This window comes from Variovorax sp. AB1(2024) (genome assembly GCF_037482385.2).
Taxonomy (GTDB): domain Bacteria; phylum Pseudomonadota; class Gammaproteobacteria; order Burkholderiales; family Burkholderiaceae_C; genus Variovorax.
In genome coordinates this window covers 2,543,462-2,558,614 of record NZ_JBBHKP020000001.1, presented here as the reverse complement: position 1 = coordinate 2,558,614, position 15,153 = coordinate 2,543,462, and the positions used below count along the sequence as shown (strand labels likewise).

Sequence of the window (15,153 nt, the reverse complement as noted above, 5' to 3'; positions counted from 1 at the left end):
CGTGTGGCTCCTGTCTCAGCCGCCTGCGGCCAGCTCGCGCTCGAGCACCTTGGGGTTGTCGCGCCAGCGCTCCAGCCACTCCTGCGCCACGTCGCCGGGGTACACGTCTTCCACGCCGTCGCGCAACGCCTTCAAGATGGCGTTGGCCAGCGCGGCGGGCGCGAGCTTGGGCGGCGGCGTGTGCTGGTTCCATTCGTCGTCGATCGGGCCGGGGAACACATTGATCACGCGGATGCCGGCCGGCCGCATCTCCGCGCGCAGGCACTGCGCCAGCGAATGCGCCGCCGCCTTCGAGGCGCTGAAGGTGCCGTGCGGCGGAAAGTTGCTCAGTGCATAGATCGACAGCAGGTTGACCCATGCCGTAGCGCCGGTCACGCCGTCGGCCGAGCGGCCCTTCAGCGCCGGACCGAACTCCTGAGCCAGCCGCAGCAGGCCGAAGTAGTTGATGTCCATCTCGGCCTTGGCCACGTCGGTGCCGCGCCGTGCGGCGATGCCGAAGGTGCGGTGCACCTCGGCGTTGTTGATGACGATGTCGACCTTGCCGCCGATGGAGCCCGCAAGCTCGGTCACCTGGCGGCCGTTGGTCAGATCGAGCGGCACCAGCGTGACCTGCGGCAGCGCCGAGATGTCGTCCAGCCCCTCGCCCATCTTCTTCCAGGGCTCGGCATGGCCGACCCAGACGATGTCTGCGCCGGCCTTCACCAGCGCGCGCACTATCGCCTGGCCGGTCTCGGTCTTGCCGTCGGTCACCAGCACCTTGCGGAACTTGGGGTCGCTGGTCATTTCGCGCAGCATCTTGTCGTCGGCCATGTGGGGACTCCCTTCATTCGGAAAACCAATGAGAACGGCCTGGCCCGCGCGGTCGAGCCGGGCGCCTACGCGCACCCTTTGCGGCGCGTCGCCGACCTCGCCATGCAGATGGACCATGAGCGTGGGGCCGGCATCCAGGTGCACCAGGCCCAGCCGCCAGGGCAGCCGCTCGCGGAAGAACAGGTCGTTGCTGTGATGCAGCGTGGTGCTGCCGAGCAGTTCGCCCTCGCCGCTCTGCGCGCGCCAGCGCAGCGCGGCCGAGAGGCACTTGTGGCAGACCTCGCGCGGCGGGTACTGCACCGTGCCGCAGTCATCGCAGGTCTGCAGCTCGAAGCGGCCCTCGGCGGCGGCGGCCGTCAGGCCCAGCGCCACGCGGCCGCGCGCGCCGGGCGGCAGGTTCATCTGCCGGGTGCGCAGAACCGGGTTCTTGCGCGGAGGGCGCATCAGGGGCATGGTCATGCGGGTCTCCCCAGGATCACCGCGCCTGTGCACAGGCAGCGGTCGTAGGTCACCATGCCGAAGCCGGCGACGAGGCCCAGTTGTGCATCGGGCACCGCGCGTTTTTCGGCTTGATCGGTCAGCTGGCGGATCGCCTCGACCATGCCGAGGAAGCCGCCCGCAGCGCCCGCCTGACCTGCCGACAGCTGCCCGCCGCTCGTGTTGTTCGGAAAGCTGCCGTCGAAGGTCATGGTGTGGGCCTGCACGAAGGCGGGGCCCTCGCCTTTCTCGCAGAAACCCAGGTCTTCGAACTGCATCATCACGATGACGGGGTAGTCGTCGTAGGTCTGCACGAAGTCGAGCTCGGCGGGCTGGATGCCGGCCTGCGCGTACAGGTCGTCGCGGTCCTTGCGCCAGCCGCCCTGCACCATCACAGGGTCTTCGGCATACGCGTTGTGGCGTTCGATGGCACCGAGGATGACGACGTGCGCCAGGCCAAGGTCGCGCGCGCGCTCCTCGCTCATCACGAGGAAGGCGTCGGCGCCCGCGCAGGGCATCACGCAGTCGAACAGGTGGATCGGGTCGGAGATGGGCCGGGCCGCCATGTACTCGTCGAGCGTCAGGCCCTTCTTGAACATGGCGTTCGGGTTGCCCAGCGCGTTGGTTCGCTGGTCGACGCAGATGCGGCCGAAGTCTTCACGCTTCGCGCCGTAGGTGCGCATGTAGTTGGCCGTGATGAACGCGAAGATCGAGTTCGGGCCGCCCGAGCCATACGGGTAGCTCGCGTCGCGCGCGAAGTTGCTGAAGCTGCCGAGCGTCTGGCGGAAGGAATCGACATGGTTGGTGTCGGCGCCCACGCAGGCCACGATGTCGGCATCGCCCGCCTGTACCGCCCGCGCGGCGCGGCGCAGGCACATCACGCCCGAGGCACCACCGGTGGGCACATGGTCGAGCCAGCGCGGCGACATGCCCAGGTGCTGCGTGACGCCGACGGCCGTGTCGGGCGCGAGCGAGAAGCTGCTGAGGCACAGGCCGTCGATCTGCTCCTTTGGCACGCCGCTGGCCTTTACCAGCGCCTCGATAGCCTGCCCGATGAACCAGTGCGCTGTGCGCGTGGAATAGCGCACGTAGGGCACGGTGATGGGCACCGCGACCGCGACGCCATCGTAGGAGAGCCGTCGTTTCGTGGTCATGGCTGCCTTTTCTTCATCGCACGCGTGTCGATGCAATGGCCCTGGCCCGGCAACGAATGCGCCATCTCGCGCAGCTGGCCGCGCTGGATCTTCTGCGACGGCGTGAGCGGCAACGCGTCGACGAAGGCGACGTATCCGGGCGCCTTGTAGTAGGCGAGCTGTGCCAGCGCATGCTCGACGATGCTGGCCGCTACCTGCGCGCGCTGCGAGGCATCCATGTCTTCCCTCATCACGATGCAGGCCAGCACTTCGTCGCCGCGCACCGCGTCGGGTGTGGCGGCCACGGCCGATGCCTTCACCGCCGGGTGCTGGTTGAGCACGCTCTCGACCTCGACGGCGGAGATGTTCTCGCCGCTGCGGCGGATCACGTTCTTCTTGCGGTCGACGAAGAAGAAGTTGCCTTCGGCGTCGCGGCGCACCAGGTCGCCGGTGTGGAACCAGCCGTCGGCCCAGGCTTCGCGCGTGGCCTCCTCGTCCTTCAGGTAGCCGGAGAAGAAATACCGGTTCGGGTCGGTACCGGCCGAACGCACCAGCAGTTCGCCCGGTGCATCGACGCCGGCTTCATTGCCATCCTCGCCCACGAGGCGAATCTCGACGAAGTCTTCCTGCCGCCCGAAGCAGCTCGTGCCCACGAGGCGCGGCTCCCGGTTGGCCATGATGCAGGCGGCCGCGCCGGTCTCGGTCATTGCCCAAGCCTCGACCAGCGGGAAGCCGAAGCGCTCCTCGAAGGGCGCGTGGTTCTTGCGGTCCACGCCGGCGCCGAAGCCCCAGCGGATCGCATGGTCGCGGTCGGCCGGCGACTGCGGCGCGGAGAGCAGCATGGCCGGCATCACGCCCAGGTAGTGCACGATGGTCGCGCCGCTTTCCTTCGCGCTGGCCAGCCAGGTCTTCGGGTGGAAGCGGTCGAGCTGCACCAGGCAACCGCCGGCGACCAGCACCACCATGGTGGAGAAGGCCATCGCGTTCATGTGGTTCAGCGGCAGCGGCGTGATGACGCGCTCCGCGTCGGGCCGGATGCTGCAGACGCCGTCGAGCGCCGCGTACCACTCGCCAGCGCGCAGGAAGTAGGCATTGCTCAGGATGCAGCCCTTGGGGCGGCCCGTGGTGCCTGATGTGTAGAGCAGGCCGCATTCGGTGTCTGTGCCGATGGGCTCATGGGCGCGCGGTGCGGCGGTCTTCGCCGGCGGCACCGCGTCTTCGGGGCCCATCGTCTCGAATTCGACACCCGCCCGCGCCGCCGCTGCACGCAGGTCGGCGGCACGGCCCGGCAGCGTCACGGCCAGGCCGATCTCGCTGTGGCCGATCAGATAGACCAGCTCGGCCGAGCGCATCTCGGCGTTGATGGGCACCACGCTCACGCCCAGTGCGTTCAGCGCGAGCCAGTGGAAGATGAAGGCCGGCCGGTTTTCCAGCAGCAGGCCGACGCGGTGGCCGTGCCCATAGCCGGCTTGCGCATAGGCCGCGCGCAGGCGCTCGATCTGCGTGGCAGCCTCACCCCAGCGGATGGCGCCTGCGTCGATGCCGTAGGCGGCGGCAGTCACCGATTCGGTGAACAGGAACTCGGCCTGCGGCGTGCGCGCCGCGGTGGCCGCGAAGACTTGATGGACGGTGGCGTGTGGCATCGCTTTCGTCCCTGTCAGATGAAGAGCTGCACGGCCGGCAGCGCCGCGTCGCAGTTGAGCAGGTTCACGCGCTTGAGCGTCATGCGCAATGCATCGTCCTGCACCGTGAGGTGATGGAAAAAGGTGCCGACGTAGAACTGCAGTTCGTCGCCCTGCGATTCGGTGTAGTGGAATTCGGTGCGCACCACGTAGCGATTGGCTTCAGCATCGAACTGCTCGACCACGGGCACCTGCAGCAAATGGTGGCAGCGGCTCGGCGGCTGCTGCGAGAAAGCACGCGGGCTCTTCAGGCGCTCGATGCGCAGGTCGCGAAGCAGCTTGTCTTCGTAGAGATGCGATGTGTGGTTGAGGCCGTCTTCCTGGTCTGGCACGAGCGGCACCCAGTAGAAGGCGTCGTCGGTGAAGAGCGCATTCCACGCTTCGTAGCGGCGCGTGTCGAGCAGGTGCGCTTCGTTCACGACGAAGTCGATCAGGTCCTGGCGGGTGACTTCGATGCCGGCCATCACATGGTCTCCGTCATGCGCTGGACCCAGCTTCGGTACTGGTTGCGCATCGGCAGCTCATTGGTGCCGCCCGTGGTGATCTCGCCGCCCTTCAGCTCCGAAGGGTCGTAGTCGCGGTGCAGGCTCACCCACTCGTTGCCGCTCGCATGCAGCCCCGCCTGCATGCCGCGGTAGGCCTGCAGGTCGTCATGGCCCACCACCGAGAACGGCGAGTTGATGAGCCGGTTGTACATGGTGGTGCGCTGCAGCAGTTCGGGCGGCGCGCCCTTGAGGCGGAAGGTCCAGCTCTCGATCAGCGTCTTGTCTGCGGAGATCGGCTTCACCACGCGGATCGCCTGGATCGCGCCCTTGATCGTCAGGTTCGGGTAGTACACCGTGTTGTGCCGCGCCATGCCCAGGATCTGCGCCGTCTTCTCCTCGCCGTAGCGGGCCTTCATGGCGTCGTCGTACGCGGGGATCGCCTTGTACTTGCTGTGGATGCTGAAGTGCACACCCGTGAAGCTGTGGCCGTTGTCGTAGGTGCGGATGCCCATGTCCTCGAAGAACTTGTAGTCGGACATGAAGGGCGCGAACTGCTCCACCGCCATGGGCTTGGGCTCGTCTTCCGGCTTGTCGGCCCACATGCGCTTGGCGGTGCCGGCCGAAGACTCGTGCGCCACCATGGGGTGCATGGTGTCGTTGAGGTTCTCGACGAACATCTTCCAGTTGCACTGGTGCATGAAGCGCAGGCAGCCGCCCGCTATTTCCAGTTCGCCTTCGGGCGAGCGGTCGGCCATGTTGTCGATGGAGCTCAGCGAGTCGCCGAAGTATTCGTCGAAGCCGGGGCCGGCGTCGTTGATCTTCACGAAGATGAACCCACGGTGGCTGCGCACATGCTTCACAGTGGTGAGACCCTTGCCCGATTCGCATTCGTGCAGCTGGGTGTTCTCGTAGCCGGTCTTCAGTGGAATCGCCAGCGGCGCGCCGTCCGTCTTGAAGGTCCAGGCGTGGTAAGGGCAGCGGAAGAACTTGCCGGTGTTGCCGCACGCGCCGTTCACGAGCCGCGAACCCTTGTGGGCGCAGCGGTTCATCATCACGCGCACGCTGCCGTCGGAGTGCCGCACGATGATCAGCGGGCGGCCCGCGATCTCGTTGCTGATCCAGTCGCCGGGCTTGGGCAGTTGGCTTTCATGGCCGACGTAGTTCCAGGTGTTGGCGAAGAAGTGTTCCTGCTCCAGCTCGAACAGCTCCTGGCTGGTGTACAGGTCGCGGTGCACCCGGTCGTGCTGCACCAGCGCGCGAACGGCATCGGGGTTGTCTCGGTACGAGGTCATGGTTCTTCAGGCTCCTGGCTTCAGATGTCCAGCACCAGCCGCGCACCCTTGGCGCGCGAGATGCAGATCTGCATGACGTTGCCTTCCGCCTTCTCGCGGGCGGTGAGCACGTAGTCGCGGTGTTCGATCTCGCCTTCGAGCACGGGCACGGCGCACACGCCGCATTCGCCGCGCTTGCAGTCGAACATCGGGTCGCAGCCGTGCTCGATCAGGCAGTCGAGGATGCTCTGGTTGGCCGGCACGGTGAAACGCTGGCCCGACTGGGCGAGCTCCACCTCGAAGGGCTGGTCGCCTTCTTCCGCGACCGGCTCGGTGAAAAGTTCGAAGTGCACGCGGTCGTGTTCCCAGCCGCGCGCCTGGGTGCGCTCGAGCACCGCGTCGAGCATGACCTTGGGGCCGCAGACGTAGAGGCGGTCGCCGGCGGGAACGCCGTCGAGCATTGCATCGATGCCGAGCGGCGCGCCGGCTTCCGCATCGGCGTGCACGTGCAGGTCGTCGCCCAGCAGCGCCTGAAGTTCAGGCAGGAAGGCCATCAGGTCGCGGCTGCGGCCGGCGTAGTGCATGCGCACGGCCGCACCTTCGGCGCGGCGGCGGGCGGCCATGGTGGCGAGCGGCGTCACGCCGATGCCCCCGGCTACCAGCACGGTGCCGCCGGGGCCGGTGTGCAGCGGGAAGTCGTTCTTGGGCGCCTCGATGGCGAGGGTGTCGCCCTCTTTCAGCTGCTCGTGCATGAAGCGCGAGCCGCCCCGGCCTTCGGCTTCCTTGCGCACGGCGATCACATATTCCGCCGGGGCATTGGTGGCGTTGCGCGCCGTATCGAAGTTGATGAGCGAATAGTGACGCCAGTCGGCCTTGCCGTCAGGCAGCGTCACCTGCACGCGGATGTGGGCACCGGCCGAGAAGCCGGGCAGCGCGCGGCCGTCTTCGGCGCGCAGGCGCAGCATGCGGATCAGCGGATTCAACGCACGCGCCTCGACGACGCGCAGTGAAAGGGTGGCTGAGGGTGCGGTCATCTTCGTTGTCTCTTCAGGCCAGTGCGTGCTGCGCCAGCGCGGCCTGCAGCTTGTGGCCGTGTTCGTCGGCCAGCGCCGCGTCGCGCAGTTCGCGCAGCGTGGCCGGCGCCAGCGCGGTGCCGGCGCGCTCCACGGCGCGCATCACGGTGTCGTAGTTGCGGATGCCGCGCTCGTGCGTGTCGCTGTAGCCCTTGACCAGGCGCTGGCACTGGGCAAGCTCCACGGCCAGTTCGGGGTTGCGCTGCGCGGTCGCGGCGATGCGCTGCAGCCATTCCTCGATGCGTCGGTTTTCCTCGGCATAGCGCATGGTCGAGAGGCGCCAGCGCTTGCACGCCGCCACCATGCGCAGCATGAGATAGCCGCGCAGCGAGCTGGTCTGGATCACGCGGCCATGCTGCGTGAAGCGCTCGACGAGCTTCTTCGGCGTCGTCGAATTCATGAGCCAGCGGCCGATGCCACCGGGCAGCGTCTCGCAGATTTCCTGCAGGCGCGGGTGCATGTATTCGTTGATGGCGAGCACCTGGCCGGGCTGGACGCGGGCCTCGCCGCGCACGCGCTCGAAGCGGGTGGCACGGGTCTTCAGCGCCGCGACGCGGGCGGTGTCTTCGTAGGACATCCAGAGCGCGAGGTGGCGCGCGGTTTCGCGCAGCAGGCGGTGCTCATCGTTGCCTGGCAGCGCGGCAACGGCTGCCATGCGGTCCAGGTACAGGCCGGCGTAGGCGGGGTCCTGGTAGTCGATGAGGCGGCGCACGCCTTCGAGCAGGAAGTCTTGCGCCTGCACCGGAAAGTCGCGTTGCACCCGCTCGACCAATGCCCGAACAGCCGGGTGGCGCGGCTGCGGCGCCGGTGCGGTGACCGGCGCTTCCTTCGCAGGCTCGCCGTCGTCACCGCCCTGTGCGCGAGCGAACGCCGCGCCAAAGGCCTTGAGGCTGGGCTTCACACCCACGCCGCCACGTTCGATGGTCGCCTCGAACTGCGCGCGGCTGAACGGCAGCACGCCCGAACCCGCAAGCGCGCCGAACAGCACCGCGCTGATCACGCTGCCCGAAGCCTCGGCCGCCTGCGCCATGTCGAAGCGGATGAAGCGCTTGGCGGCCTTGGCGGTGTGTGCCAGCAGCTGATCGCTGTTGACACGGCCATCGCCAAGTGCGCTCTTCTCGGCGATGGAGAACACGCGGTGCGTGGACGCGATCAGCGTGGTGCGGTCGCGCGTGACCAGGCCCCGCTGCACGGCGCGCCCTGCCTCCATGAGCTCCGACGCCAGCACCACGTCGACGTCGCCGGGCAGCGGCATCAGCGCAAGAATCGGCAAGCCGCCATCGGCCTCGGCCTGCGCCGTCGGGTACAGCTCCACGTAGTAGATGGTTGCGCCGGTGCGCTGGGCCACGCCCGGCACCGATGTGGTCTGGGCGACGTAGCCGTTGGCCTCGCCCATGTCGACGATCCAGTCGGCCAGCACGCCGCCGCCCTCCCCGCCCATGGCGAGGATCGCAATCTTGATAGGTTGTGCAGCGCTCATCATCGCGTCAGAAGGCATAGGCTTCACGGCGACGCGCTTCGCCGCGCTGCAGCCAGCCGATGACGGCGGCACGCACGCGCTCGCGCAGCATGTCCCAGCGGCTGGGGTTGCTCACGATCTGCGCCTTGTAGAACGACGGGCACAGCACCGCGGCATGCGAGACCTCTCCGCAAACGCCGCAGCCTACGCAGCTGTCGAGCACGGTCGCGACCGGGTCGGTGCGCAGGGGATCGGGGTTGGGCTTGATCGACAGCGACGGGCAGCCCGACAGGCGGATGCACGAGTGGTCGCCGGTGCAGGTGTCGGAGTCGACGCCGAACTTCTCGCGCACCATGCGCTTGCCGTCGGCGATGGCCTTGCGCACCAGCGGCTTCTCGCGGCGCTGCTTGTTGAGCATGCATTCCGACTGGGCGATCAGGACCTTGGGGCCCTTATTCGTCGTGGTGAGCGCTTCTTTCAGCGCATCGCGCATGCCCGCCACGTCGTAGGTGCGGCGCAGCGTCCTGACCCATTCGACGCCCACGCCGCGCACGGCACGCTCGATCTCGTGGCCGGTGCTGCGCGTCTTGTTGACGGCGTGCGACGACAGGATGTCCTGCCCGCCCGTGGCCGAGGTGTAGTTGTTGTCGACGACGATGGTGAGGTTGTCGCTCTTGTTGAAGACCGCGTTGGCCACGCCGCTGGTGAGGCCGTTGTGCCAGAACCCGCCGTCGCCCATCATCGAGATCGCGCGCTTGCCGGCCGGCGCATTGAGCGCCGCCGCACCCGCACCCCCCAGGCCGTAGCCCATGGTGGTGTTGCCGATGTTGAAGGGCGGCAGGATGGAGAACAGGTGGCAGCCGATGTCGGCGCTCACGTGGTGCGCGCCGAGTTCGCGCTCCACCAGCTTCATCGCGCTGAAGATCGGACGTTCAGGGCAGCCGGTGCAGAAGCCCGGGGGGCGGGCATGCACCACCTCGCCGAGCGCGGTCGATGGCTGCACGGGCTCGGGTGCGGCATCGACACCGACCGCGGCCACTTCCTTCAGCGGAATCACCTTGCGTACCGGTGCGGGCACCGGCAGCGGCGCCAGGCGGCCGTAGCGTTCGCAGAAGCTGCGCGCGCCCTTGAGCAATTCGGCGGCGGTGTATTCGCCGGCCACCGGCAGCATGTCCTTGCCGTGCAGCGTGGTGTGAGAACCGGCCTGGCGCAGGATGGTCGCGAGGTTCTGCTCTACGAAGTTGGGCTGCCCCTCTTCCACGATCATCACCGCGCGCTTGCCCTTGCAGAAGCGGATCACCTCGCTCTCGATGACGGGGTAGGCCACGTTCATCACGTAGAGCGGCACCTGCGTGTTGCCGTAGACGTCGGCCAGGCCCAGCCGCTCCAGCGCGCGCAGCAGCGTGTTGTAGCTGCCGCCCTGGACGATGATGCCGATGTCGTCGGCGTCTTCCGAGAAGAACTCGTTGAGCTTTCGCTCCTCGATGAAACGCACGGCGGCGGGCCAGCGGTCCTTCACCTTCTCCTGCTCGTGCACGAAGCTCGCTGGCGGCAGCACGATGCGGCCGACGTCGCGCTGCGGATTCTCGAGCGCGTCTTTCAGCGTGAACTTGGCGCGCTTGTTGTCGCCAGCCACGAAGTGCCCGTGCACATGGCAGGCACGGATGCGCAACTGGAGCATCACGGGCGTGTTGCTGGCCTCCGAGAGATCGAAGCCCTGCTTCACCGCATCGACGATGCTCGGCAGGTTGGGGCGCGGATCGAGCAGCCAGATCTGCGACTTCATCGCGAAGGCATGGCTGCGCTCCTGCATGATCGACGAGCCTTCGCCGTAGTCCTCGCCCACGATGATGAGCGCACCGCCGGTCACGCCGCCCGAGGCGAGGTTGGCCAGCGCATCGGAGGCGACGTTGGTGCCGACAGTCGCCTTGAAGGTGACGGCGCCACGCAGCGGGTAGTTGACGGAGGCGGCCAGCGTGGCGGCTGCAGTGGCTTCGCTCGCGCTGTTCTCGAAGCGGATGCCGTGGTCGGCCAGGATGTCCTGCGCGTCGGCCAGCACGTCCATGAGATGAGAGATCGGCGCGCCCTGGTAGCCCGCCACATAGGAAACCCCGGATTCGAGCAGGGCCTTGGTGACGGCCAGAATGCCCTCTCCACGGAACACCTCTCCGCCAGAAAGCCGCAGCTTCTTGACTTCTTCGACGAACGAACGCTCAGCCATGTGGGTCCTTGTTCTCTATCGTGGGAGGATGGGCATCAGTTGCCACATCACGCTTTCTATAATGTTGACAAATGAATGTATCCACAATCATGAATTACCCTAGACATGCAAGCCGCGTGCCCGCGGCGACCGTGAGGTGCCTTCATGGCTGAAGAACAACCCATCGAGTCCCACCGCTTCGTCGACGACTACCTGCCCGCGCTGCTGGCGCAGGCCAGCCAGCTGATTTCGTCGGAGTTCCACGAGGTGGCGCGGCAGCAGGGCTTCTCCGTGTCCGAGTGGCGCGTGATGGCGTCTCTTGCAGGCAGCGAGCCGGTCAGCATCGGCCAGCTCGCGCAGGTGACCGTCACCAAGCAGCCGACGGTGACGCGGCTGCTGGACCGCATGGAATCGCGCGGACAGGTCGAGCGCCTGCCCCATGAAAGTGATCGCCGCATCACGCTGGTGCGCATCACGCGCAAGGGGCTGAAGGCGGTCGAGCACCTGATGGAACTGGCGCGCGAGCACGAGCGGCGCGTGCTGGAGCCCTTCGGCCTGCGCCGTGCCGAGGAACTCAAGCAGACGCTGCGGCAGATGATCGAGCTGCACGTGCACGTGCCCGTCGAAGGGCCAGAGGAAGACTGAAGGATCGAGGCGCGCCTTTTCAGCGGCTCAGAGGCGCGTCACCAGAACGGCCCGTCCCCGGTGGCCTCGCTGCGCGATCCAGTCGAGCGCGAGGGCTGCGTCCGCCAGCGCGAACGGCTGCACGTCGAGATGCAGGCGGCCATCGGCAAGCCTTGCCAGCAGTTCGGGCGCGGCGGCGCGGCCCGCTGCTTCACGCCGGAACATGTTCAGGGGCAACAACGCAACATCACGTTGCAGGAAGTGAGCGATGTCCAGTTGCAGCGTCGGGCCGGCGGTGTAGCCGACCAGCACGGCGCGCCCGCCAGGTCGCACGCACGGCAGGACTTGGGCGAGGACATCGCCGCCCACGGTGTCGACCAGCAGATCAGCGCTGGCTCCAGGGGGCGGCTCGGCACCCGGCATCACGGCGGTGACCGTGCAGCCTGCCTCGCGCGCAAGCTGCACCACGAGCGACCCCACGGCGCCGCTTGCGCCCGTTACCAGCACCTGCTCTCCGGTTTGCAGCCTGGCGACGTCATTCAATGCTACCCAGGCCGAAGTCGTCGGCGAGAAGAACGCCGCGCCCAGCGTCATCGGCACTTGGTCCGGCAATGGCCCGAGCGCTTCGTCGGGCGCGTCGATGCATTCGCACCAGGTGCCGTCGAAGAGCGTGCCCAGGCCGCTGCCGCGCAGCCATACGCGCTGGCCGACCTGGTAGCACCCGCTTGCTACGACGATGCCCGCTGCCTCCACACCGGGCGTGTACGGCAAGGGCGGATGCCGCAGGAAGCTGCCACGCCATACGGTCCGGTCGATGTGGCCGACCGTGGCGGCCTCCATCTGCACGAGGGTGCGACCGGGCCTCGCGACAGGGTCGGCCACTTCTTCCAGCACCGGTGCTGCGTCGAAACCGTGGATGCGAACAGCCTTCATGGCAGAGTAGAGAAAAATTCGAGCACCGTGCGCGCAAAGGCCTCGGGCATCTGGTCGGGCAGCGGCACCATGCCGCCTTCGATATCGACGATGCGGGCCTGCGGCAGATGGTGCTGCAATTCAGCCGCATGCGGCGCGGCAAAGGGATCGTGGGTGGCGCGCACGATCAGCGTGGGCTGCGCGATGCGGCCGATGCGGTCTTCCATGCGGTAAGAAGCCACGGCGCGGTGGCCTTCTTCGACACGATGGCCGACCTTCAATGCATCGAGCACGAAGGCCTCGAGCAGATCGGGCCGCCCTGCCGGATAGAAACCCTGGCGCTTCTGCCACAGCGCGGCGAGATGGGTGCCGTCCTCGCTGGGAGCGACTTCGTCGATGGGCGGGCGTTGTGCGCGCGCACGCCGGAACGGCTCGTCGGTATAGGGCGTCGAAGACAGCACGAGGCTGCGAACACGATCGGGGAACGCCGCGGCAAGCTCCACAGCCACGACCCCGCCCGTGTGATGGCCGACCACGTCGGGCTGCGCGATGCCCAGTTCATCGAGCAATTCGCAGGCGACGCGCGCCCATTGCTCGATGCTCGCGGGCACGCCGCCATCGGAGGAATCGCCGAAGCCTGCCGTGTCCATCGCAATGGCGAGCCGATGCGCGCCCACCAGCGGCAGCACCGCGCGGTACTCGGCCCAGCTGCGCGGCGACTGGTGCAGCAACAGCACGGCGCGCGCATCGCGTTCTCCGCATGCCGCATAGTGCACCTGCCCCACCGACAGGTCCGCGAAGGCGCGGCGGATGGCGGTCATGACAGCGTCTCGTCGGCAGGTGCGCGCCACAGGCCCGCATGCCGCAGTTCGCCGAGCGTGCGCGACAGCACGTCGCGACGGTAGGCGCCGATGTCGCGGCCTTCGTAGTCGTAGAAGCCGCTGCCGCTCTTCAGCCCCAGCCGCCCCTCTTCGACCATGCGGCCGACGATGGCCGGTGCGGTGTAGCGGCCCTTGTCGAGCGAGGCCGACATCTCGCGGCTCGCGTGGTGCAGGATGTCGCAGCCACCGAAGTCGATGAACTCGACCACGCCAAGCGCGGCGAAGCGCAGCCCCAGGCCGTAGCGCGTGGCCTTGTCGATCTCTTCGGCCGTGGCAGCGCCCTCTTCGATCATGCGTGCGGCCTCGTTCATCACCAGGGCCTGCAGGCGCGGCACGATGTAGCCCGGCGACGCACCGCAGACCACGGGCAGCTTGCCGATCTGCTCCATCAGCGCCTTGGTGCGCGCGAGCACGCCGGCGTCGGTGCCGGGGTGGCAGCTCAGTTCCACCACCGGGATCACATAGGCCGGGTTGAGCCAGTGCATGTTGAGGAAGCGCTCTGGCAGCCGCACGAACGCGGCCAGCTGCGTCACGAGGATGCTGCTGGTGGTCGAGGTGAGGATGGCATCGTCGCGGCAATGCCGGTTGATGTGCTCGAAGGCCTCGCGCTTGGCCTCCATGGTCTCGGGCACGCCCTCGAACACGAGTTCGGCGGCGGCAAGCGCGCGCGGGGCCGACGCGGCGTCGACGAAATCCACGCGGGCGGCAATGCGCTCGATCTGCGAAGCGTCGATCACGCCGAGCTGCGCCAGGCCCGAGAGGCTGGCCTCGATCTCGGCCTTCGCTTCGTCGCGCAGGCGCCGCCAGGCTTCGTCGCTGCGCTGGCGCAGGTCGATCAGCGAGATGCGGTGGCCGGCATAGGCGAACGCGATCGCGATGCCGCGCCCCATGCGGCCGGCGCCGACGGCGGCGAACCGGGGCGGCGTGGCGTCATTCGCCATCGTGCAGCCTCTGCTTGAGCTGCGTCGCGCTCAGGCCGGCAAGGCCCAGGCTCTCGAAGGTGCGCGGGCCTTGCCGCAGGTCGCGCCCCAGGAAGCCGCCGACGATGGCCAGCAGCCCGTGCGCAATCGGCGCATCGACACCTGCGTGCCGCGCTGCCGACGCCAGGAAGGCGAGGCCGAGTTCGGTGTCTTCCGTGATGTAGCGGTGCGTGTGCAGGTCGATGTTCTCGCGCCAGTCGCCCGACTTGACCAGTTGCTTGTGCGCATCGCCGTACATCCAGCGGTCGTTGTCGTAGTGGTCGGCCAGCGGATAGTGCGGCGCGCCCTTCCCGAAGGCTTCGCGCACGGCGATGCGCTCCTGGTCGAGCCGGTCGGTCACGTCGCGCACCGCGCGCTGCGTGCCTTCGTTGTGGATGTCCCAGCGCTCGAAGTGCTGCAGCGGCGCGGCGTTCATCACCATCAGCGGGGGATGGATGACGGGGCCGGCATTCATGAGCGCGCCCGAAAGCGCGTCGCCGCAGCCGTGCACCGACGGGTAGGCGCGGCGGATCACTTCGATGGCCTGCGCCTCCTTGCGGGCCGGATACACGCCCGTGGGCAGCCGGATCGCGCGGATGGTGACGTTGACCTCGCGCTCGCCATGCTTGCGCGCCAGGTACGGCAAGGTGCCGGTCTCGGCCCAGGCGACATCGGCACGGCTGCCGGCTTCTTTCACCGTCCTCGCCATCACGTAGCTGCCGAAGGTGCCCGGCGGCAGGAACACCACCTGCCCGTCGGCCAGGTGCGGGGCCATCGCGAGCGCGATGTCGTGCTGGGCGATGGCGGGCGTGGGGATGACGATGAGCTCGGCGTCCTTCAGCGCCGCGCCGATGTCGGCCGTGGCGAGCGCGACCGGGACTTCGCGTGCGCCTTCGGCATCTTTCAGCGTGATCGCTCCGGCGCGCACCACGGGTTCCAGCGCCGCGGCATCGCGGCGCCACAGGCGCACCTCGTGGCCGGTTTCAGACAGGTCGGCGGCGGCCGCATAGGCACCGTGACCACCCCCAAGAATCGCAATTTTCATGTCGAAAGTCGAAAAGCAGGTGTCGATGAACCGGCGGCCGCAGGACGGACCCGGGGAAGCAATGCGCTATTACATTACTTTTCATCGATTCAGGTGTCAATCAAATTCGACGACACCGGGCTGCTCGGAAACCCGAAATGAA

General features: G+C 67.8%; 13 protein-coding genes. 1 reads left to right on the top strand and 12 read right to left on the bottom strand.

Translation table 11 applies throughout. From position 1 onward, the window contains the following. Positions 1 to 15 precede the first annotated feature (15 nt). From WIX39_RS11935 to WIX39_RS11900, 8 genes are read right to left on the bottom strand one after another with little or no spacing between them, the layout of a single operon-like run. The gene (locus WIX39_RS11935; protein WP_106935235.1) at positions 16 to 1,269 is read right to left on the bottom strand and encodes an SDR family NAD(P)-dependent oxidoreductase; all 1,254 of its coding nucleotides are present in this window, start codon (positions 1,267 to 1,269) and stop codon (positions 16 to 18) included. Next, complete coding sequence (locus tag WIX39_RS11930; protein ID WP_106935236.1) at positions 1,266 to 2,441, bottom strand: thiolase family protein; 1,176 nt, start codon at positions 2,439 to 2,441, stop codon at positions 1,266 to 1,268. Before WIX39_RS11930 ends, WIX39_RS11935 begins: the two co-directional genes overlap by 4 nt. Next, positions 2,438 to 4,063 carry an AMP-binding protein gene (locus WIX39_RS11925; protein ID WP_106935237.1) on the bottom strand — a complete coding sequence of 542 codons (1,626 nt, stop codon included), beginning with the start codon at positions 4,061 to 4,063 and terminating at the stop codon, positions 2,438 to 2,440. Before WIX39_RS11925 ends, WIX39_RS11930 begins: the two co-directional genes overlap by 4 nt. Before the next feature lie 14 nt (positions 4,064 to 4,077). Next, a complete protein-coding gene (locus WIX39_RS11920; RefSeq protein ID WP_106935238.1) occupies positions 4,078 to 4,566 on the bottom strand; it encodes an aromatic-ring-hydroxylating dioxygenase subunit beta in 489 nt (162 codons plus the stop codon). Further along, positions 4,566 to 5,879, bottom strand: a complete 1,314-nt coding sequence (locus WIX39_RS11915; RefSeq protein WP_409195069.1) for an aromatic ring-hydroxylating dioxygenase subunit alpha — start codon at positions 5,877 to 5,879, stop codon at positions 4,566 to 4,568. The genes WIX39_RS11920 and WIX39_RS11915 overlap by 1 nt, the downstream gene beginning before the upstream one ends. A gap of 20 nt (positions 5,880 to 5,899) precedes the next feature. Then, positions 5,900 to 6,892 carry a PDR/VanB family oxidoreductase gene (locus WIX39_RS11910; RefSeq protein ID WP_106935240.1) on the bottom strand — a complete coding sequence of 331 codons (993 nt, stop codon included), beginning with the start codon at positions 6,890 to 6,892 and terminating at the stop codon, positions 5,900 to 5,902. A gap of 13 nt (positions 6,893 to 6,905) precedes the next feature. Continuing rightward, the gene (locus tag WIX39_RS11905; RefSeq protein ID WP_106935241.1) at positions 6,906 to 8,414 is read right to left on the bottom strand and encodes an indolepyruvate oxidoreductase subunit beta family protein; all 1,509 of its coding nucleotides are present in this window, start codon (positions 8,412 to 8,414) and stop codon (positions 6,906 to 6,908) included. A gap of 4 nt (positions 8,415 to 8,418) precedes the next feature. Then, the gene (locus WIX39_RS11900; protein ID WP_106935242.1) at positions 8,419 to 10,611 is read right to left on the bottom strand and encodes an indolepyruvate ferredoxin oxidoreductase subunit alpha; all 2,193 of its coding nucleotides are present in this window, start codon (positions 10,609 to 10,611) and stop codon (positions 8,419 to 8,421) included. Positions 10,612 to 10,755: 144 nt separating this feature from the next. On the opposite strand from WIX39_RS11900, the gene WIX39_RS11895 reads away from it, so the two are divergent. Beyond that, positions 10,756 to 11,235 (top strand): MarR family winged helix-turn-helix transcriptional regulator, encoded by a 480-nt coding sequence (locus WIX39_RS11895; protein ID WP_081266913.1) that lies wholly within the window; start codon positions 10,756 to 10,758, stop codon positions 11,233 to 11,235. A gap of 27 nt (positions 11,236 to 11,262) precedes the next feature. On the opposite strand, the gene WIX39_RS11890 is transcribed toward WIX39_RS11895, so the two are convergent. Genes WIX39_RS11890 through WIX39_RS11875 form a run of 4 tightly spaced genes read right to left on the bottom strand, consistent with a single transcriptional unit; the run spans position 11,263 to position 15,011 of the window. Further along, the gene (locus tag WIX39_RS11890; protein ID WP_106935243.1) at positions 11,263 to 12,147 is read right to left on the bottom strand and encodes a quinone oxidoreductase family protein; all 885 of its coding nucleotides are present in this window, start codon (positions 12,145 to 12,147) and stop codon (positions 11,263 to 11,265) included. Then, complete coding sequence (locus tag WIX39_RS11885; protein WP_106935244.1) at positions 12,144 to 12,947, bottom strand: alpha/beta fold hydrolase; 804 nt, start codon at positions 12,945 to 12,947, stop codon at positions 12,144 to 12,146. Before WIX39_RS11885 ends, WIX39_RS11890 begins: the two co-directional genes overlap by 4 nt. After that, positions 12,944 to 13,948, bottom strand: coding sequence for a 3-hydroxybutyryl-CoA dehydrogenase (locus tag WIX39_RS11880; RefSeq protein WP_106935245.1), 1,005 nt, complete (start codon positions 13,946 to 13,948; stop codon positions 12,944 to 12,946). Before WIX39_RS11880 ends, WIX39_RS11885 begins: the two co-directional genes overlap by 4 nt. Beyond that, the gene (locus tag WIX39_RS11875) at positions 13,938 to 15,011 is read right to left on the bottom strand and encodes an NAD/NADP-dependent octopine/nopaline dehydrogenase family protein (RefSeq protein ID WP_106935246.1); all 1,074 of its coding nucleotides are present in this window, start codon (positions 15,009 to 15,011) and stop codon (positions 13,938 to 13,940) included. Before WIX39_RS11875 ends, WIX39_RS11880 begins: the two co-directional genes overlap by 11 nt. Positions 15,012 to 15,153: the final 142 nt, after the last annotated feature.